We start from the raw sequence: 19323 nt of genomic DNA, 5'->3' as shown, positions 1-19323 counted from the left end.
CAAGTGCCAACTCCGGGTGCGTGTCACGCGGTTTGATGTGGACCACCCGGAAGCCAACGTGCCGCGCGCACTGCCGGCAGGTGTATGACTCACGCCGCAGGACCGCACCACGGACTTTGGCCCACGCACGCGAGGCATAGAAGGGATCAGGTGCGTGCAAGGTCAGGCCGCCAGTAATTCGTCATCGGACTGTGGGGACATGGCGGCCAGCAACAGCAGCACGGCGCGCGCCGCCACACCGCCGTCCAGGGTGTCGCACGCCACGATGCGCAGGCGTTCAGGCGGGTCGGCGGCGATGTCTTGGGCCAGCGCAGCAACGGCGGCAAGCAATGCGCCGGCATTGGCACTGCGGACGCATTGCACCCAGGCGGGCCGGGCCGCTGTCGTGACCCTGCGTTCTGATGACAGGGCGAAGCCTTCGCCGCCGTACCAGTGGCCCACGCACACATACAAGCTCGGGGAGCTGTTCGGTGTAGTTTCGATACTCCAATCTGCGGCTAGGCTTTCGGCCCGAACGCGTTAGGGAATCATGGCCATTTGCCGCAGGCGTCAGCATGGTTCAGGACTCCACGATGCTGGCTTGATTCAACGTGCCGCGAATCTTGGACAGCAGGGCATCCCGGTCTGGTGGTGTCGGTACGGTGGCCACGCCCAACGCGCGAATGCGCGGCTTGGTAGCCTTGATGCCGGTGGCCGCTTCCAGTGCATCAAGCCGGTTTTCTGCATCCACGATGAGTTCCACTAATGCGTAAATCACTGGCTCCAAGGCACGCCATTGTTTTGGCGTTAAGCCGGAAAGAATCGGGTTGTCAGTTTTAAAGTCGGTTTCAAAGGACATTTTTCGTACCCCTTTATTCGGCGCGTTCGGCGGCATTGCGTTGCGCTGCGGCCTGGTATCGTGTTCACCAGTTCGGACACGTGGCGGCCCAACTCGCGCAATGCGGCGCCTTGCTTGGCGATCAGTTCGGCCATGATGCGCTGTTGTGCTTCGCATTCGCGCAAGCGTTCAGCGTAGGCGGCCATCAGTCCGCCCACGGCTTCGCGTTCCTTCGCGTTCATGCCCATGGCATCACCACGTTGCGCCGGTCAGCAGGGCAACGCGGCCGGCACGGCGCAGCGTCCACGACACCGGCAGCACCATGCGCAGGCCGAAGGCGCCGATTTGCCACAAGGATGTGATGGGACTTCCGATAGTGCCGGCACCATCCACCAGCGCGGCCGGGGCATCGTCGGCGTGAATCACGCCTTCGTCCGTGCGCGAAACTTCCACATCGTCACCCACGGAAAAAACAAGATCTTGCGCGTCCAGATACGCGACAGTGCCTGCCGGTACATGACCGGACACGATGACTTGGGCACGGCCGACGGTCCCGCCTTGCATGATGTTGGCCGCCGCCGCGCCGATGCTTTGTAGATCGCTCATCAAAAACGTGGGCCGGATGGTGTTGGGCACCGCCGCGACCAACTTGCCAAGGTCGGCCGCTGCATCGGCGCTGCCCGCAATCGGGGTCACACCAGCGAAAAGGCCGGCCGGTGCCGCGTCGGTGCCGGCAGCGTCGGACAGCAGCACCGCATCACCGCCCGCGCTGACTGACTCGCGCAAGATGCTTTCCACCAGCGGCGCGGCGCCGGGGACGTTGGCCAGTTCCTGCGAATAGGCCGCGATGATGGCCAATTTCTGCGTACGGAAATTCGGACCACCGAAGGCACCGGCCATCACCGGGATGGGCTGGCCTTCACCGACGAACGCGGCCGCCACGCTGTCCAGTCGCGTGGGAACCCTGATACCGCTGTCCGCGTTCACCTTGATGGCGTTGGCCAGAAGTTGGCCAAGGACGCTATCGGACAGGCTAGTGATGTACTGCGCGATGCTTTCCGGCACCAGTTCTTGCGCCCATCCCGGCGTCACGGTATCGGCAGGTGCCTGCACGGCCTTGAGCATCGCGCCCACATCGGTGTTGCGGCTTGTGTCACCCGAAGCGTATGCGCGTACGGTGGCGGCCAGTACGGCAGCGAAGGGGGGCACGTTGCGGCCTTTGGTGGCGGTCACTTGCATTTGCTGTACTCCTTTATTGGCGTGGGGATAACGTGGTGGCAGTGCGCATGAACCCGACTTTGACGGCGGCAACAATCATCCGGCGCAGCGCGCTTCCCATATCCGCGCTCAATTCCGGAGGCACTAGGACTTCGATAAGATCGGGCGGCAATTTTTCTTCACCACGTGATTCGTGGAACAAGGCCGTGCCGCATGTCAGGGCCACGGCTTCCAACTCGGGGAGAGACAGGTCTTCGGCGTCCCAACGGTGCGCGGCCCGTTCAATGCGCAGGCCGAAAAGGTTCGGGCCAGTCATCGTCAGAATCAACCTTAGAGCGGCGGTCATTGTTGGGATTCGCTGACGTACCGCGCCAGTGCCGCGCGCAGTTTGTCCGCCCGGTCATCGGTGGCGCAGGTGTAGCCGCGTTCGCGCAGCACGTTGCAGGCCATGTCAAATGCGGCCGCAAGGTCCGCTGCCTGCACCGGGTTGGCCGCCTTGAACACGGCCAGCCAATCCAAGTCCTGTTGGGTTAAGCCGCCAAAGGCGGGCGGTGTGGTTTCTGCCATGCCATGTCCTCCGCTGTTGTGATCCACCGTAGGCGGTGGAATCGTGTTTGGCGAATCAGCCCCCTAGCGGGCGATCTAGCGTTCCAGAATCGTTTTTCGGTCGGGGTGGTCCTCCACCATGTCCCGCGTCGATTCGGACGATTCCAGCGCATCCGCGTCGCTCTCCCGGGGGTCTGTAGAAAAAACCGGGCGGTACTGATACAGCGGGCAGGCGAAGGACGTGCAGGCGGACACGTCCCTGCGCCGTTCCCCGACACAGGCCACACAGAACGCCTTGATGGCCTGCCGTGGGCTGGCGGTGCCGTCATAGCAGCGGGCCAGCAGATTGCGGCCGATGGACTGCGTGTGTGCCAGCCGGGCGGTACGTGCGGCGGTGGCCTTGTCTTCCGTGGTCATGGTGGTGTCTCCGGTGGTTGGATCAGGTGGCGGATGCGAATTGTTCAGGCGGAAACAAAGCCCAAACGGATTGCAGGAACGCGCGTTCGGCCGGGCCGCAGTGCTGGTCATCCGTGATGCGCTCCACCGCGCCCGGTTGGTGCAGGTCGCACAGGCGCATGTCTGTGGACCCGATCACAATGAAAAGCGCGCCGTATTCCGCGACTAGCGCGCATTCCGCGTCGGCCAACGCGGCGAGGCGAAAGGTTCGGCGCAGCCGGCAGCACAGGTCGCGCGGGTCGGCGGGATCGGTCGATACAACCCACTCCCCGGCGGTGCCGGCGTGTTCGATGTGCAGCAGCAGTGCGCCGGCACTGTCCGGCCAGCGCGGCCCGCGTGTGGCTTCATTCTGGTTCGTCATGGGTTCCATAGCTCCGTCTGCTGGTGGTTGGCGTTCATGCGCTCTTCGGCCTTCTTTCGCTGCCACTCGCGCTTCCATCTCGGCGGTGGTCGTGGCGGCGCTGGTGGTGGTTCGCGTTCCAGGCGGCGGACTGCCGGAACGATCCCGGCACGCGTCCGCGCTTCGTGTATTCGCACCCGGAAGTGTTCGGCTTGGGCTTGCAGGGAAACAGCCGGTGCCCGGCGTAGGCGGTCGAGAATGTCCGCACGCAGGTCTGCCGGCCATGATTCGAGGTCGGCCAGTTCGGCGGCCCATTGCTTGCATTGGGTCAACGCCAAGGCCACGTCTTCGAATGAGGGCAGTTGGTCGGCCATGGCATCAACCCAGCATTCCCGCTACTTCGGGATCATCGGGGCGGGCGTCTTTTTGCGATGCACCCAATGGTGGTTCTTTCCCGGCTTCGTTTCCTGCCCCAACTGGCAACGTTGTAACTGTCCCCCGGAGCGGGTGTGGGCGATCTAATTTTTTTGGGGGTTTCTGCACCCGCTCCGGGTACAGCGGCGAAGTTGCCGCACCCGTTCCGGGTTCAGTCCCGCACCCGCTCCGGGTACGTTGTCGCACCCGCTCCGGGTACAGCGTTTCGCCCGTTTTTCCATATCGTGGTACGTTGCCCGCACCCGTTCCGGGTGCAGCAGGTCCACCGTGCTGATAGTTCAACCAAGCACCTTGCCGATATGACTGCGGGCCGATGTCCAGCCCCTTGAAGTCATGGATGCGCAACCACCCCAACGCGAATAGGGACGGACCCACGCCCATGCCACCCTGCCGTGTCAGGATCAGTAATTCCCGGTCCAACAGTTCGTGGGTGGCGCGCGTCAACTTCCGGTTGCTGTTCCACCCGTATGCCGCCAACTTGGCGAGGGTCAGAGCGATATGCCCATTGTTCGCCCCCCGGTGCATGTCCAATGCCGCGTGCAATAGTCGATAGGCCGAATCGGAAAGGCTGACCACGGCGGCGGAATGCTCCACGGCGCGCGGAAACGCGTTGTAGTCGCCATGAAATGTTTCCGGCGCGGCCTTGGCCTTACGCTTCGGTGCGTTGCCCATAACCTATTGCTCCAACATTGGCCGCTGTCCACGCCTACGCGGAATCTCGCGCCACCAGTACGGGTCATCATCGGGGCGAATCCTTCCGTCCTGTGAATACAGCGTGCGCTGTGTCAGTCCAACGGCGGCAAGCATCTGCGTATCCGTACAGCGCGCAAAACAATGCAGCTGTCCCGATCCATCACTGCGTTTTCGTGCGAGTGCTCGCCCACCGCAGGCCGGGCATTTGTGGTGGTGTACATCCACGTCCACAGGTACTGGCTCTACGCAAACACGTGTCAGGTATTCATCGTCAATCATGGTGAAGAACCCAATTCGAAATTCAGAGCGAAAGGCCGCCCATTCCGCCCGGCCAATGCCGGGCGGGTCTTCGTCCATGGATCGTTCCTTGTTATTGGTGGTGCTGCGCTGGCGCGCTCTTATGGCGCGCGCAGTGGTGATGTGGCTATGCGGCGGTTTCGGTGTCGCGTTGCTTCGCCTTGGCGCGCCGTTCTTCGCGGGCGCGCTTTATCTTGAGGGCGGCGTAGCGCTCGGCGTCAGCAGTGCCGAATTTCGTCTGATTACCAATGGTCACGCCGACCGGAAAGTCGGGGTCGTCACGCTCAAGGTCATAGGTGAGTCTGCGGGACACGCCTATGAGGTGCGCTAGACCATCGCGGTCTGTGAACAGCGGTGCAACGCTCGGCGGTTGCTTGCGCGGGCGGCCCGGGCCACGCTTGGGCACGCCGCTTTCGTCTCGGATAGCCATGAGGATTTCTCCGTGCAGGTCAGTGCTTTTTCCGTGCGAGCAAAGCATATGCAGCCATGTGGAAACCGGAAAGGAAAAATCCCTTTCCACACGTGGCAAGTAAAGCGGACACTATCGCTAGAAACCGCGCCCACAATAAAAAAGCCCGGCGCTTGGCCGGGCCTTGGTGATACGAAAAGAGATTATCAGGCGGCCACGGCAAGCACGTGTCGCAATGGCAAGACGACTTTGGAATTGGTGGTGGTGTCGAGTGACACACGGCCCGCGCAGTAGGCATCCCATGCGGCCATCATGCCGCGTCGCTCGCGTAGGCAATCGCCGCGATCATAGGCGACCTCGGTATCCTCGCGCGTCTCATGGGCCAAGCACAATTCCTTTGCAACGCGATCCCCCTCGCAGTGTTCGGCCAAGAATCCCCGCAGTGTCGAGCGCATGCCGTGGACTGACGCCATGCCCTTGGCAAACCCCGCATCGCGCAACAGCTTCGTCAGCTTGTCCGCGTTGTACGGCTTGCCCTTCGGGTCGGGAAACACCAGCGGGTCCACATCATCGCCACGCACCGCCATGCGGGCTTCGAGAATCGCCAAGGCGCCATCGGACAGAGGCACACGGAAGTCCCCATGCTGCCAACGCTTCAAGCGAGATTGCGGCGTGCCGCCCGGAATCGTCCACGTGCGGTTGGCCATGTCCACTTCGGACCAGCGCATGCCGGCCGCTTCGTTGCTGCGCGTTCCGGCCAAGATCAGGAATCGGAAAAGCTCGGCCATGGTGGTGTCGGTCGCTTCAAGCTTGCGCATGAAGTCGGGCAGCACTTGCAGCGGCATGGCTGGGTGGTGCCTTCCCTTCGTCTTCGCCACGGGCGGCAGTTTCTCTTTGATCCGTTCAAGGACCAGCGGGTTATCACCGGCGATCCAGTTCAGCCGGCGCGCGTGGCCCATCACGATGATGCAACGGCCTAGAGTGCGAACGGCCATCACATGATTGGTTTCCCAGTGCGGCGCTAGGGCTTCGACAATGGCCGCTTCGGTAATCTGCGTCACGTCCCGACTCACCAGCATTCCGCAGTAGCGTTTGATCGGGGAAGTCCACCGCGCAGCGGCGTCAGGATTCGGCTTCCATGACTTCGCCTTGGCTTCGGCCTCCACGGCAATGTCTATCGCCTCGCCAAACGTGTGCCCGCTTTTGCGCAGCGGTACCACTTCCGCCGCGTGTGCCGCGCGCAGGGTGGCGACTTCTTGAACGCGTTGGGTGCGGCGTTCTACCAGCACGTCCACGCGGTCACGACGCACACGCAGGCGAGCAGCAGCAACGGCGGCCATGGCTTCGTCCATGGTCACGTTTTCGATGCTGCCAAGGCTCATTGTGCGGGCCTTTCCGGCGATGGAATAGCGCAGCATCCAGACGCGGCTACCGCCACGGACTTGCAGGTACAGGCCGGGCGCGCAGCGGTGCGTTCCGTCGGGCAGGCGGCTGATTTGGCGGGTGGTGAGGTTCTTGGGCATGTGGCGGCTTCCGGTTCTGCCCACAAATTGCCTACAAGCGAGGCGGCGATTTGTAGGGGACGATTTCACACGGCTGCACAGAAAAAGCACGGAAAAGGCAAACGAATCAATGCCTTACCGTGCCTCATACCCTTATAATAGGCGATCCCAAGTGCGATCCCCTCTCCCGCAAGCGGGAGAGGGGGCACGGCATCGGCATTCACGGCCCGGTAGTCGCTGCGCCCCACCCCCATCCTTTCCTTGCCTTATTCCACCCGCGCGTCTACAACCCGTAGTGATGCATGCTCCCCGTCAGGCATTGCCGGCGGCCAGTGCACCCCCGGCACGGCCAGCGGCGCCCGATGGCAAGGTACCCCCGCAACCCTCTCCGCCAGGACGCCCCCGATGAACCTCGACCTGCTGGGCTCGCTGCTGACTGCCGTCGTGGTGCTGCTGATCGGCACGCTGGTCAACCGCAGCGTCGGCGTGCTGTCGCGCTACAACATTCCCGACCCTGTCACCGGCGGCCTGCTGTTCGCGATCATCGCCTCGGTGGCGCTGGCGGCAGCGAACTTCCGCGTGGTGATCGATCCCGGCATGAAGCCGGTGCTGCTGCTGATGTTCTTCGGCGGCGTCGGGCTCTGCGCCGACCTGCGCATGCTCAAGCGCGGCGGCAAGGCACTGGTGATCTTCCTGATCATCCTGCTGCCCTATATCCTGGTGCAGAACGTGGTGGGCGTGGCCATGGCCAGGACGCTGGACCTGCATCCCATCTTCGGGCTGGTGAGCGGATCGATCACGCTGGTGGGCGGCCACGGCACCGGCGCCGCCTATGCCGAGCGCTTTGCCGAAGTCAACAACCTGCAGGCGGTGATGGACCTGTCGATGACGGTGGCCACCATCGGCCTGATCGTGGGCGGCATCATCGGCGGCCCGGTGGCGCAGTACCTGATCTCGCGCTACAAGCTGCGCTCGACCGCGCGCGAGGCCGGCGACACCGAGGAAGAAGCCGCCGCGGTTTCGCCCATCACCACCGTGGGCGCGCTGGCCTCGCTCGCCGGCATCCTGGCCGCGGTGATCGGCGGGCGCTGGATCGCCGCGCAGATGCCCACCGGCGCCATCACCATCCCCGGTTTCCTGTGGTGCATGATGCTCGGCATCGCCATCCGCAACCTGCTGCCCTTTGCCGGCGTGCGCTTTGACGACCGCGCCACCGACCTGATCACCAATATCTGCCTGTCGCTGTTCCTGGTGATGACCATGATGGCGCTGGACCTGGCCGAAGTGGCGCTGTCCGCCGGACCCTTCCTGCTGATCATCGCCATGCAGGTGGTCTTCATCATCCTGTATGTGGTGCTGGTGTGCTTCCGCTTCATGGGGCGCGACTACGAGGCCGCGGTCACCTCGGCCGCCTTTATCGGCTTCAACATGGGGTCGACCGCCACCGCCATGGCCAATATGCGCGCCATCACGTCCCGCTACGGGCCGGCACCCACCAGCTATTTGATCACGCCGCTGGCAGGCGCGTTCTTCGTCGACCTGATGAACGCCTTCGTGCTGACCATGCTGCTGGCGTTGCCGCTGATCGGAGGCTGACATGCGCCGCGCCCTCTTCACCCTCCTCATCGCCTTGCTGGCCAGCGCCTGGCTGGCAGGCTGCGGCGGCGGCCCGCCCGCCGACGGCATCCGCGCCGGCATCAACGAGCGGCTGGCGCAGGCGCTGCCGCCGGGCACGGTGGAACTGGCCGGCCTGGACCGGCGCGGCTCGCAGGCAGACACCAAGGCCCCGGCCGGTGAAACCCGCCGCGTGGTGTACTTCGATGCGGAACTGAAACTGCTGCGCGACTACGACTTCGGCGCCTGGGACTCGCCCGGCGTGGCCGGGCTGGTGTCGGCGCTGGGCGCGGGCCCGCGCGGCATCACCGGCATCACCAGCGGCGGCAACAAGGCCGGCGACATCATCCGCGCGCATGGCACGGCGCTGTACCGGCGCGACGGCGAGCGCTGGGTCGGCGTGCTGCCGGCCGGCTACCGCCCCGCTGAAGCCCCGACCGTCGCCACCGATGCGCAAAGGGGCCCGGCGGCGATCCTGGACGCGATGCGCAAGGTGATCGAGTCCGTGCAGAAGGATGCCTCGCCGGCACAGCGCGCCGTGATCGAGCAGGAGCTGACCACCGCGCACGCCAACATCCGCGCGCGGCTGGCACGGGTCAACGAGGGCTATGCCATTGCCGCCGGCGCCGAACACGGCCAGTACCTGCGTTTTGCGAAGGCGCTGGTGGACGGGGCGCGCGTGCGCGCGATGCCGCTGGTCACGCACGGCGGAGAAGAGAACCTGCGGCTGCTGCGCGCCGGCAAGGTCTCGGTGGCGCTGGCGCAGGGCGATGCGGCGCTGGAAGCCTACGAGGGCAAGGGCGTGTTTGCCGCCGACGGCCCGCAAGCCTCGCTGCGCGCCATCGGCAGCCTCTACCCCGAGCCCGTGCACGTGCTGGTACGCGACGCCGATCCCGCCCGCTCGGTGTCAGAGCTGCGCGGCAAGCGCATCGCCGTGGGCGAGCGCGGCTCAGCCTCGCGCGTGACCGCGCTGCGCGTGCTGGCTGCGCATGGCCTGACCGACAAGGACTTCAAGGCCGAGGAAGTGGGGCTGGGCACCGGGCTGGTGGCACTGCGCCAGAACCAGGTCGACGCGGTGATCCAGGTGATCGGCGTGCCGGCCGACAGCATCCGCGACGCGCTCGGCGAAATGCCGCTGCGGCTGCTGCCGCTGGACGAACGGGTCATCACCGCGATGGTCGGGCAGAAGGCGGGCTATTTCCGCGCCACCATCGCGCCGGGCACCTATCCCGGCCTGCACACGCCGGTGCGCACCATCGCCACGGCGGCGATCCTGGTGACCGGGCCGGACCTGTCCGATACCGAAGTGGCCGAGCTGACGCGGCTGGTCTACCGCCACGGACGCGACTTTGTCGCCCGCGGCAGCGCCCAGGGCGCGCAGATCGCCGTGGCAACGGCGCGTGAAGGGCTGATGATCCCGCAGCACCTGGCGGCGGCCAAGACGCTGGACGCGCTGGCGACGCCCGGCATTCCGCCCGCCAAGCCCGGCGGAACGCCCGCGAAGCCCGTTGCAACGCCTGCGGCTTCGGGCGCCCGTGCGCAGTAAGGCCCGGCGGGCGGGCCGCCGATCAGCCCGCCGCGCTCGCCAGGCCTTCAGCCAGCCGGCAGCGCCGGTCCAGGAAATCGCTGGCGTGGCCGTTGCTGCCGGCCGCGCTGTCGACGGGCTGGTCGATCACGACAAAGCCTGCCCCGCCCTGCCGCTCCCGCACATAGGTGACAAAGATGCCGCGGTCCGGCGGCGCTGCGGCGGCGACCCCCTTGGTGCCGTCACGCACAAGCTGGAAAGGGTCGACCGCCAGCACCGGCGCGCTGGCCGGCACAAAGATCGCGCGCACCGGCTTGTCCTCGATCCGCAGCGTGGTCCAGCCGGTGCCGATCGGCCCGGCCGCGCCATTGGCCACGGCGCGCGCGGCCGCGCTGATGCAATCGAGATGGATATGCAGCTGGTCCTGGCTGCGCGAGGCGCGGGAATTGATCGCCAGGCCCAGCATGTCGTCGGGCACGGCCTTGCCAAGCGAGCGGCCAACGATGCCGCGCTCGGCCCAGCCGAAGGCCCAGGGGTTGGCGCCTGCGCCGTCCCAGGCTCTGGCGTCGTCGATGCCGGTCACCGTCCGTGCCGGGATCACCAGGTAATGCGACTTGCCGATCGCGTCCTTGTAGAGCACCAGTCCCTGGGACCGGTCCACTTGCGCGCAATCGGGATGAGCCGCCGCTGTACTGCCAAGGCAGCGCTGCTGCACGTTGCGCCACAAGCCATCGCGGCCGCCCGACAGGACGCCGACGACGTTTTCGGCGGTGCAGCCGGCCAGGGCCAGGATGGCCGCCAGCCACAACGCGGGGGCACCGCGCCAACCGCGGGCCGGCTTCAGCGCCGGCACGAAACTCCGTAGAAAGTCCCGGCGCGTGGATTAGACACCACATAGGCGTGGCGCTGCGCCCAGAACTGCGCGGTACGGAAGGCATCGGCCTCGCGCTCGCTCCAGTCCGTTGCAAGCAACGGCAGGGCTTCGGCATCGGTGGTGAGATAAACCCGCGCCTGATAGCGGGCGGATTGCAGCGTGCCGGTACGGATGGTGCGGATCGTGACGTGGAGGGTCATAGGCAGCTTCTCGACTAGGCGACTACCAAATCATAACCACTTCCGTGTGTTGGATTGGTGAAACCGTTGCGAATGTGCTAAGGCACCACAGATCTGTCAGGATCCGGCTCCGGCGACGACATACCCGCATCCTCATGCCTTCGGGAGAAAAACATGCCGGCCAACCCGCTCCGCAAGTCCGCCATCCTTGTGCTGACCCACCTTGCCGCGCTGGCCGTGGGCTTTGCTGCGGGCATCTATGTCTTGCCGATCCTGACAGAACAGGCTGGCGCCAGTGCGGAGCAAGTGCAGGCTGTGTCACAACAGTCGCGCTACACCGGCACATTCCGCAAGGACTTGGCGGGCAGCGACGCGCTGCACTGGGTCAGCGGCCGGCTCCATGTTTCGCCGCAGGCGCTTGCCTTTGAAGGCAGCGTTGCGCCGGGGCCGGATTATCGGATCTACCTGGCGCCGGAGTTTGTCGATAACAAGGAGGCCTTCCTTCGGATCAAGGATCGGTCGCTGCAGGTTGGTGAGCTGAAGACCTTTGGCAACTTCACCGTGGCGTTGCCGGCTGGCGTGGATCCGGCGCGGTATGGGGCGGTGGTGATCTGGTGTGAGAGGTTTGGGCAGTTTATTGGGGCGGCAAGGTATCGGTAGTCATCGCCATACGACCGGCTTGTCGCTCTTGGCGGGCGTGGGCTGTTTCGCCGGCGTAGCCGGCGACCTACTTCTTGTCCAAGCGACAAGAAGTAGGCAAGAAACGCGTCGCCTATGCGGCTGGCAATCAATTACGCGGCGTCGGTCATATGGGCGGCGGTGCTTGCCGTTTGGATGTGGTCGCGGTTCGACCCTGCTACGCCATGTGAGTGTGTGCCAGTGCCTGCGATAACCGGCTTTTGAACGATCCCCAAGTCGGGCGGTGGCCCGCGCTCTCGAGCGATATCGCATCAACGCCTTCGGCTGCGCACCGCGCAAGCGCCCAATGACCGTCAACGCATTTTGAGCCTGCGCAGCAGCCGTAGGCGTCCCCGCGATGCGGCTGGCAGCAGGCGGCCTACGCCCTGCATGGGGATTGTTCAATAGTGGGTTAACGGAGGCACTGGCTCACACTCACATGGCGTAGCAGGGTCGAACGGGCACCCACGCCGAACGGCAACCACCACCGTGCGAACCACCAACACCGTGAAATTTATTGCCAGCCGCATAGGCGACGCGTTTTTTGGTTACTTTTTGTCGCTCGGACAAAAAGTGACTCGCCGGCTACGCCGGCGAAACAGCCACGCCCGCCAAGGGCGACAACCGACCGCATGGCAACAATAGAAACACGCCGCAACCAAGGGCGGGGACCAGAGAAAAAAGGGCCGATCAAACCAACCGGCCCAACGAACCCCGCAATGCAATCCGCAGGTGTCGATATGACAGTTAATCGCCCACCCATGCAGGCATCACAACCTGCCAGGCGGGCATCAGACAGTTACGCTCAGAAGCGATGACGCAGACCAACGGTAGCACCGGTCTGGTTCTCACCAGCCACCACCGTACCAACCCCATTCAGCCCCAGCGCCGACCCCGACTTGTTCTTCGAGTACCCAACATTCAGGTACACATCCGTACGCTTGGACAGCGAGTAGTCCGCCGACAGCACGAACATCCACGGATCGGCATCGCTATTGCGCGTGTCGTTGTAGTAGGCCGCGCCGGTCAGCTGGAAGGCAGGCGTGAAGCGGTACTGCGCGCCAGCCCAGTACACATTGCTGCGGGTCGAAGCAGCGCTGGCGCTCGACACGCCGTCGTCCTTCAGCCAGCGATAGCCGGCAAACACCTTGGCGCCGCCGAAGGCATAGGCCGTACCCACCGCGGCGCGCTTGGCGGCACGGTCCTGCAGCGCCACGGTGGCGCCCTGGTACTGGTCGTAGGCAGCGCCGACCGAGAAGCCGCCCGCGGCGTACGACAGGCCGCCGCCGAAGTTGCGCGCGACCTTGGGCTCGCCCGCGACTTCGCCGTTGTTGTCGCGGCCGAAGCTGTAGAAGCCGGTGGCGGTCAGGCCGCCGAACTTGCCGGTGTACTTGATGGCATTGTCGGCACGGCCGTTGAAGGCCGAGTCAACGCTGTTCAGCGAGTAGCGCGGGCCCACGCCCATCGGGTCGAAGGCGCCGAACAGGTCGTACAGCGCGTTCTGCTGGCGGCCCAGCGTGACCGCGCCCCAGCCGCCCTGCAGGCCGACGTAGGCCTGGCGCCCGAACAGGCGGTTGCCCTGGCCCGAGGTGCCGGTATCGATGTCGAACCCGCTCTCCAGCACGAAAATACCCTTCAGGCCGCCGCCCAGGTCTTCGGTGCCGCGCAGGCCCCAGCGCGAGCCGGACAGGTTGCCGGAGTTCAGGCGCGTTGCCGTACCCTGGGCGCCGTTGCTGCCCGGCACGTGGCTGATCACTTCGACGCCGGCATCGACGATGCCGTAGAGCGTCACGTTCGACGCGGACTGGGCCGACGCCACCCCGGATACGGCCGACGCGGCCGCTGCTGCCGTCATTGCAAGGAGAGCTTTCTTCACTGTGATTTCTCTGTGTTCTGTTTGAGGCACGACACCGCGCCGGACCCAGGCCGGGTCGGCAAGGCCAACCCGGTCCGCCGGGCAACCCGGCAACGGCGCATCGTCCGCACAAAGTGCGGCTCCGGCATTGTCGTGGCGCAATATGAAAGCTTTGTGACCCTTGCTTCGCAGCAACAAGTGGCGGATAACCCTCGAATGGGGGTTTTCCCTGTAACCAAGGGGAACGTTTTGGTAGGATGCATGCTTTTCCGACGACGGTAATGCCAGTGCTCCGTGCCGCCATGTGCCTGTGCCTCGACCGCTTCGCCTCATGAGGCTGGCTGAGATCAAGACCCGGCTTGCCCCGCTGCTCGCCTCGCTGCAGGCTTCATTGCCTGCCCCCCTCCAGCAACGCCTGTCAGGCATGGCCGCGCGCCTTGCACGCGCCGGCCTGACCCGGCCCGGGTCGCTGCGCCCCACGCGGCGCGGCGTGCTGGTGGGCCTGGCCGCCATCCCCGCGGCCCTCCTGCTCTATGTGCTGGTCCTGATCCCGTTCACGCCGGGCATCAGCGATATCCGCAAGGCCAAGTCCGAGCAGCCGGCCCAGGTGCTGTCCGCCGACGGCAAGGAACTGGCGGTGTTCAAGTGGGCCAACCGCGACTGGGTGCCGCTGTCGCAGATTTCACCCAATGTGGTGGCTGCGCTGATCTCCACCGAAGACCACCGCTTCTACCAGCACCATGGGCTGGACTGGCGCCGGCTGGCCTCGGCCGCGGTGCATACCTTCTCCGGCGACCGCCAGGGCGGGTCCACCATCACCCAGCAGCTGGCGCGCAACCTGTATCCCGATGAAATCGGCCGCGCGCCCACGTTGACGCGCAAGCTCAAGGAAGCCATCACCGCGCTCAAGATCGAGGCGCTCTATACCAAGGACGAGATCCTCGAGACCTATCTCAACACGGTGCCGTTCCTGTACAACGCGTTCGGCATCGAGATGGCGGCGCGCACCTACTTCGACCGCCCGGCGCGCTCGCTCGACGTGCTGCAGAGCGCCACGCTGATCGGCATGCTCAAGGGCAACAGCTACTACAACCCGGTGCTCAACCCCGAGCGCGCGCTCGACCGGCGCAATATCGTGCTGGGCCAGATGGTCAAGCGCGGCAAGCTGGATGCGGCGCGCTACGAGCAGCTGAAGAAGCGCCCGCTGCGCATCGACTTCGAGCGCCAGACCGAGCCGCCCGGCCCCGCGCCGCATTTCGCGCAACAGCTGCGCAAGTGGCTGATCGGCTGGGCCGACCGCAATGGCTACGACATCTACGCCGACGGCCTGGTGGTGCATACCACCATCGACGCGCGCCTGCAGGCCATGGCCACGCAGGCCGTGGTGCAGCAGGGCAACCGGCTGCAGGCCATCGCCAACGCGGCCTGGGCGCCGCGCGCGGGCTGGGCCGCCAACCTGCCGCTGGTGCAGGCCTTCGTGCGCGAGACCCCGGAGTACCGTGCCGCCATCGCCGCCGGCACCGCGCCGGAAGAGGCGCTGCGCCATCTGATGTCCGACCATGCCTTCATGCGCGCGCTGCACCAGCAGAAGACGCGCATCCAGGCGGGCTTCCTGGCCATCGATCCGCGCAACGGCGAGATCCGCGCCTGGGTCGGCAGCCGCGACTACACCCAGGACGCGTTCGACCACGTGCAGCAGGCGCGCCGCCAGCCGGGCTCGACCTTCAAGCCCTTTGTCTACGGCGCGGCCTTTGAAGAAGGCAAGACCCCCGACGACACGCTGGTGGACCAGCCGGTGGAAATCGAACTGGCCGGCGGCGAGGTCTGGCGCCCCACCGATGAAGGCCGCCCCACCGGCCGCGCCATGACGCTGCGCGACGGCCTGGTCTATTCGCGCAACACCATCACCGCGCAGCTGATGCACGAAGTGGGGCCGACGCGCGTGGCGCGGCTGGCGCGCGACATGGGCGTGCGCGACAGCCAGCTCGACGTGGTGCCGTCGCTGGCGCTGGGCACCAGCCCGGTCACGCTCAAGGAGATGGTGGCCGCCTACGGCACCATCGCCAACGCCGGCGACTATATCGCGCCCACCATGGTGACGCGCATCGAAGACCGCCAGGGCAATGTGCTGCAGGTGTTCCGGCCGGCGCGCGCCGAGCACGCGCTGCCCGCCGCCACCACGCAAACCCTGCTCGACGTGATGCGCGACGTGATCGACCGCGGCACCGGCGCCAGCATCCGCTCGCGCTTCGGCATCCGCGCCGACGTGGCCGGCAAGACCGGCACCACCCAGGACAATGCCGACGGCTGGTTCATCCTGATGCATCCGGAGCTGGTGGCGGGCGCCTGGGTCGGCTTCAACGACAGCCGCGTCACGCTGCGCAGCGACTACTGGGGCCAGGGCGCGCACAGCGCGCTGCCGATGGTGGGCGACTTCTACCAGCGCGCGCTGCGCTCGCGCATCGTCGACGGCCGCGCGCGCTTTGCCGAGCACGAAGAGACCAGCCTGTTCGCATCGCTGGGAACGCAGCTGCGCGGCTGGTTCAGCCAGCTGTTCACACGCGACAAGGCCAGCGAGACTCCGGCGCCGCGCCCGGCACCGCGTCGGCCGGCGCTGCCCGCGCCGGAGGCTGATGCCGCACCGCCGGCCGGTGCGGCATCGTCTGCCGCGGCGGATGCCGGCCCGGATGAGCCCAGCCTGGCGCTGGACCGGGGGGAGACGGTGATTGCGGTGCCGCAGGACATGAGCGCGGGCAGCGCTCCGGTTGCGCCACCCCCTCAGGCCGAACCAGCGCCTAACGCCGCCCCTGCCTCCCCGGCTTCCGCAAATCCGCCCGCACCGCCTGCGCCCCCAGCGCCCATCACGCCCCTCGCGCCAACCGTCATCACCCCAGCCAACCGCAGCAACTGAACGCCCCTCCGGAGAGCGCGGCGCGGGGGCTACACCAACCCGATATCCCGCCCCCGCACCCCCGGAAACACCTGCGCCAGCCGCGCCTCATCCAGCCCGTACAGCCTGCGGAAGACCCCGCCCAGCACCGCCCGGTACTCATTGCGCACCGGCCAGTCGCGGTTCTGGTTGAGCGTGGCCTGTTCTACCGCCACCTGCTCACCGGCGATGCGGCCCCCGCGCACCGCACCGCCCGCGGCCCAGTAAACCGTGCCGTGGCCGTGGTCGGTGCCGCGCGTGCCGTTCTCGCGGAAGGTGCGGCCGAACTCGGACAGCACCACCACGGTGGTCTTGTCCCATACAGGACCCATCTCGGCAGCGAAAGCAGACAGGCCGCGGCCGAGGTTGTCGAGCAGGCCGGCCAGTTGCCCCTGCGCGCCGCCCTGGTTGACGTGGGTGTCCCAGCCGCCCACGTCGATAAAGCCCAGGTTGAAGCGCTCACGCATCAAGCCCGCCATGCGCCGGGCCTCGACCTCGAAACCACGCGCGCTGAGCGAGCGGCGGTTGGCGGCCTGCATTTCCTGCATGCGCGCGGCCATGGTGCCGGCGTCACTGCCTGACCTGCCGGGCTGCGGCTGCGCCTGGCGCGCCACCGTTTCGCGCAGCTCGAAGCCTTCATCGATCAGCGATTCGAAACGCGTGCCACGGTACATCTGCGCCAGCAGCTTCGCCTGGCGCGCATCGAACGGGGTGCGGCCGCTGCCCTTGAGCGAGACATTGGGCACGTCGCGCGGACCGGACAGCACCATCGGCAAGCCGTCGGTGAAGGCCACGGGCGCGGCCTGCCCGCCCATGGCCTGCGCCAGGCGGTTCAGGAAGCCGCTGCCGCGCAGCGAGGCCACGGACTTGCGGTCCTCGCCTTCGCCGGGCAAACCGGCCTCGATCCCGTCCTGGGTCTTGAAGTGGCTGCGCGACAGGTCGTGCGTGCCGGCGAACGGCACGAAGGCCAACTGGCCGCGCTGCCACAACGGCAGCATGGTCGCGGCCAATGCCGGGTGCAGCGCCCAGTCGCCGATGCCGCGCGCGGCGCTGTCGGCGGCAAAAGCCGGCGCCAGCGCCACTGCCGCGTTGGGGTCAGCGTCCGTACCGGCCGCGGGCGGGCGGCGGATGGCGATATTGGGCCGCGCGGCATAGTAGAAGTCGCTGCCCGCCGGCACCAGCACGCTGGCGGCGTCATAGCCGCCGCGCAGGAACACCAGCAGGAAGCGCGCATCGGCCTGCGCCGGCAGCGCATAGACACGCGAGGCGATGGCGGGCAGCGCCAGCCCCAGCGTGGCGCCGCCCATTGTTTTCAGCCATTGTCGGCGTTGCATGGTCTGCTCCCTGTCAGCGCTGCATCCACTCGGGTGAACCGAGCAGCACGGTATTCCATTCGGCCTGCGATTCCGCCTGCGCCAGCGCGGCGCGCGTGGCGGGGCCAAGGGTGGCTTCGATGGTGTCGAAGTACAGCTTGTTGCCGATCATCGGGAAGCGCGCGCCGCTCGGCCTCGCGCCATCGCCGGCAAACAATCCCGCCGGCCCCGAGCCGATCGCGCGCGCGATCTCGAAGCGCCGCACCATCTGGCCCGAGCTGGCCCACGCGCTTTCCGACGACGGGTAGCCGTCCGGCGCCACGTGGCCGTAGAGCGGCTCGCCGAGCTGGTTCAGCCAGTTCATCACGGGGCGCAGGTTGGTTACGGGACGGCCTTCATAGGCGAGCCGCATCGACGACACCACATAGACCATCGGATCCTTGAACTTGCGCGTGGGCGCCGCCAGTTGCCGGTCCAGTTCCGGCGCGAGGAACAAGGTGCGCAGCACTGCGGCGATATCGCCATCGGTGCGCGTGAAGGTCTGCGCCATGCGCTCGACCAGCGCCGGCGGCGGGTTGTCGGCGATGAAATAGGCGGCCAGCTTGGCGCTGATAAAGCGCGCGGTGGCCGGCTCGCGCGCCAGGATCGACACTGCGCGCGCCACCTCGTCGAAACCGGCCGGCTCGATGCGCTGGCCCAGCAGCGTCTTCGCACCGAAGTCATGGCGCGCGGGGTTGAATTCGAACAAGCCCTCGCTGCGGTACAGCCCCGCGCGCGCCGGCGGCAGCCGCGGCGGCGGCGTGCCGCGCAGGTTGACGCCCACGCCGGTCAGCACGCGCGCCAGCTCCTGCACGTCCTGCTGGGTGTAGCGGGAGCCGCTGGGGCCGCCCGATACGCCCATGGTATGCAGCTCCATCAGCTCGCGCGCGTAGTTCTCGTTGATGCGGTTGGCGCTGCTCTGGGCGTTGTCGAGGTAGACCAGCATGGCCGGCCCGGTCACGCTGGCCATCAGCAGGTCGCGGAAGCGGCCCAGCGCGTGCGGGCGGATGGCGCGCTCTTCGTAGTCGGCCAGCAGCAGCCGGACCTGGCCCTTGCCCGAGTAGACGTTGAAATGGTTCATCCAGAACCACGTCATCTGCTCGCGCAGCTGCGCCGGAGAATACAGCGCGCGCAGCAGGTGGCGCCGCGCGGCATCGGCCACGATCTCGCGGCCCTGCGCGTTCAGCGCCTGGCGGGCCTGCTGCTTGCGGTCGTCGTCGGGCAATGCGTCGATGCGCTGGCGCGCGTCGCGTGCGGCCTGGATCTGCGCGGCGGCATCGGCCTGCAGGTTGGGCAAGGCTGCGATGGCAGCCGCCAGTTCGGGCGGATCGGCCAGCGGCAGCGTCAGTTGCCGGTCGAGGAAGCCCTTGCGGCCCAGCCGGCGCAGGTGGCCAAGGGTGGCCTGGTCAGCGCCGTAGGTGACGGTGTTGAGCCAGCGCAGGTCGGTGGCGGCGGTGCTGCCGCCAGCCTCGGCCGGCACCTGTGCGCAGGCGGCCAGGCACGCTGCCAGTGCCAGTGCCGCGGCGGCCCGCCAGGCGGCGAGCCGGCCCGGGCCGGATTGTCTCGAATGCTGCGCCGGATTCATGCCTTGCTCCTCGCCCTGT

At 66.7% G+C, this 19323-nt stretch carries 22 protein-coding genes; 4 read left to right on the top strand and 18 right to left on the bottom strand.

The window, feature by feature from the left end; all coding sequences use genetic code 11:
• Window positions 1-162: 162 nt before the first annotated feature.
• From AC3WLE_RS09450 to AC3WLE_RS09390, 13 genes are all read right to left on the bottom strand, one after another.
• Window positions 163-441, bottom strand: a complete 279-nt coding sequence (locus tag AC3WLE_RS09450) for a hypothetical protein (RefSeq protein WP_492357410.1) — start codon at window positions 439-441, stop codon at window positions 163-165.
• Window positions 442-559: 118 nt separating this feature from the next.
• On the bottom strand, window positions 560-838 hold the full coding sequence (locus AC3WLE_RS09445) for a hypothetical protein (protein ID WP_492357411.1): 279 nt from the start codon (window positions 836-838) through the stop codon (window positions 560-562).
• Window positions 787-1059, bottom strand: a complete 273-nt coding sequence (locus AC3WLE_RS09440) for a hypothetical protein (protein ID WP_492357412.1) — start codon at window positions 1057-1059, stop codon at window positions 787-789. The genes AC3WLE_RS09445 and AC3WLE_RS09440 overlap by 52 nt, the downstream gene beginning before the upstream one ends.
• A 10-nt stretch (window positions 1060-1069) precedes the next feature.
• A complete protein-coding gene (locus AC3WLE_RS09435) occupies window positions 1070-2056 on the bottom strand; it encodes a phage major capsid protein (RefSeq protein WP_492357413.1) in 987 nt (328 codons plus the stop codon).
• Between the two features lie 13 nt (window positions 2057-2069).
• Window positions 2070-2381 carry a hypothetical protein gene (locus tag AC3WLE_RS09430; RefSeq protein WP_492357414.1) on the bottom strand — a complete coding sequence of 104 codons (312 nt, stop codon included), beginning with the start codon at window positions 2379-2381 and terminating at the stop codon, window positions 2070-2072.
• Entirely contained in the window at window positions 2378-2602 is a 225-nt protein-coding gene (locus AC3WLE_RS09425) for a hypothetical protein (RefSeq protein ID WP_492357415.1), read from the bottom strand. The genes AC3WLE_RS09430 and AC3WLE_RS09425 overlap by 4 nt, the downstream gene beginning before the upstream one ends.
• Window positions 2603-2677: 75 nt before the next feature.
• Window positions 2678-2998, bottom strand: a complete 321-nt coding sequence (locus AC3WLE_RS09420; protein WP_492357416.1) for a hypothetical protein — start codon at window positions 2996-2998, stop codon at window positions 2678-2680.
• Window positions 2999-3020: 22 nt separating this feature from the next.
• Window positions 3021-3407 (bottom strand): hypothetical protein, encoded by a 387-nt coding sequence (locus tag AC3WLE_RS09415; RefSeq protein WP_492357417.1) that lies wholly within the window; start codon window positions 3405-3407, stop codon window positions 3021-3023.
• The gene (locus AC3WLE_RS09410) at window positions 3395-3751 is read right to left on the bottom strand and encodes a hypothetical protein (RefSeq protein WP_492357418.1); all 357 of its coding nucleotides are present in this window, start codon (window positions 3749-3751) and stop codon (window positions 3395-3397) included. Before AC3WLE_RS09410 ends, AC3WLE_RS09415 begins: the two co-directional genes overlap by 13 nt.
• A 4-nt stretch (window positions 3752-3755) precedes the next feature.
• Window positions 3756-4484 (bottom strand): hypothetical protein, encoded by a 729-nt coding sequence (locus tag AC3WLE_RS09405; RefSeq protein ID WP_492357419.1) that lies wholly within the window; start codon window positions 4482-4484, stop codon window positions 3756-3758.
• Window positions 4485-4487: 3 nt separating this feature from the next.
• Window positions 4488-4862: a hypothetical protein gene (locus AC3WLE_RS09400; RefSeq protein WP_492357420.1), complete on the bottom strand. Its 375-nt coding sequence runs from the start codon at window positions 4860-4862 to the stop codon at window positions 4488-4490.
• 67 nt (window positions 4863-4929) lie between these two features.
• Window positions 4930-5232 carry a hypothetical protein gene (locus AC3WLE_RS09395; RefSeq protein ID WP_492357421.1) on the bottom strand — a complete coding sequence of 101 codons (303 nt, stop codon included), beginning with the start codon at window positions 5230-5232 and terminating at the stop codon, window positions 4930-4932.
• Window positions 5233-5417: 185 nt separating this feature from the next.
• Window positions 5418-6734 (bottom strand): tyrosine-type recombinase/integrase, encoded by a 1317-nt coding sequence (locus AC3WLE_RS09390; protein ID WP_492357422.1) that lies wholly within the window; start codon window positions 6732-6734, stop codon window positions 5418-5420.
• Window positions 6735-7118: 384 nt separating this feature from the next.
• Here AC3WLE_RS09390 and gltS point away from each other — a divergent pair, with 384 nt between their 5' ends.
• On the top strand, window positions 7119-8309 hold the full coding sequence (gene gltS, locus AC3WLE_RS09385) for a sodium/glutamate symporter (RefSeq protein WP_492340405.1): 1191 nt from the start codon (window positions 7119-7121) through the stop codon (window positions 8307-8309).
• A 1-nt stretch (window position 8310) separates the two neighbouring features.
• Window positions 8311-9873 carry a TAXI family TRAP transporter solute-binding subunit gene (locus AC3WLE_RS09380; RefSeq protein WP_492317216.1) on the top strand — a complete coding sequence of 521 codons (1563 nt, stop codon included), beginning with the start codon at window positions 8311-8313 and terminating at the stop codon, window positions 9871-9873.
• A gap of 22 nt (window positions 9874-9895) precedes the next feature.
• On the opposite strand, the gene AC3WLE_RS09375 is transcribed toward AC3WLE_RS09380, so the two are convergent.
• Both AC3WLE_RS09375 and AC3WLE_RS09370 read right to left on the bottom strand, forming a co-directional pair.
• Entirely contained in the window at window positions 9896-10705 is an 810-nt protein-coding gene (locus AC3WLE_RS09375) for a CDP-diacylglycerol diphosphatase (RefSeq protein WP_492317215.1), read from the bottom strand.
• Window positions 10693-10926 carry a CDP-diacylglycerol pyrophosphatase gene (locus AC3WLE_RS09370; RefSeq protein WP_436224843.1) on the bottom strand — a complete coding sequence of 78 codons (234 nt, stop codon included), beginning with the start codon at window positions 10924-10926 and terminating at the stop codon, window positions 10693-10695. The genes AC3WLE_RS09375 and AC3WLE_RS09370 overlap by 13 nt, the downstream gene beginning before the upstream one ends.
• Window positions 10927-11079: 153 nt before the next feature.
• Here AC3WLE_RS09370 and AC3WLE_RS09365 point away from each other — a divergent pair, with 153 nt between their 5' ends.
• Complete coding sequence (locus tag AC3WLE_RS09365) at window positions 11080-11565, top strand: DM13 domain-containing protein (protein WP_492357423.1); 486 nt, start codon at window positions 11080-11082, stop codon at window positions 11563-11565.
• Window positions 11566-12388: 823 nt separating this feature from the next.
• Here the strand turns inward: AC3WLE_RS09365 and AC3WLE_RS09360 are convergent.
• Complete coding sequence (locus AC3WLE_RS09360) at window positions 12389-13459, bottom strand: porin (RefSeq protein WP_492317213.1); 1071 nt, start codon at window positions 13457-13459, stop codon at window positions 12389-12391.
• 310 nt (window positions 13460-13769) lie between these two features.
• Here AC3WLE_RS09360 and AC3WLE_RS09355 point away from each other — a divergent pair, with 310 nt between their 5' ends.
• Window positions 13770-16349 (top strand): penicillin-binding protein 1A, encoded by a 2580-nt coding sequence (locus tag AC3WLE_RS09355; protein WP_492363570.1) that lies wholly within the window; start codon window positions 13770-13772, stop codon window positions 16347-16349.
• Window positions 16350-16378: 29 nt separating this feature from the next.
• Here AC3WLE_RS09355 and AC3WLE_RS09350 read toward each other — a convergent pair whose 3' ends face one another.
• Both AC3WLE_RS09350 and AC3WLE_RS09345 read right to left on the bottom strand, forming a co-directional pair.
• Entirely contained in the window at window positions 16379-17701 is a 1323-nt protein-coding gene (locus tag AC3WLE_RS09350; protein ID WP_492363569.1) for a DUF1501 domain-containing protein, read from the bottom strand.
• Window positions 17702-17714: 13 nt separating this feature from the next.
• Window positions 17715-19304 (bottom strand): DUF1800 domain-containing protein, encoded by a 1590-nt coding sequence (locus AC3WLE_RS09345; RefSeq protein WP_492317432.1) that lies wholly within the window; start codon window positions 19302-19304, stop codon window positions 17715-17717.
• Window positions 19305-19323: the final 19 nt, after the last annotated feature.

This window comes from Cupriavidus sp. FW306-1B-F12B (assembly GCF_058781795.1).
This window is presented reverse-complemented; position numbering and strand designations above follow the sequence as displayed.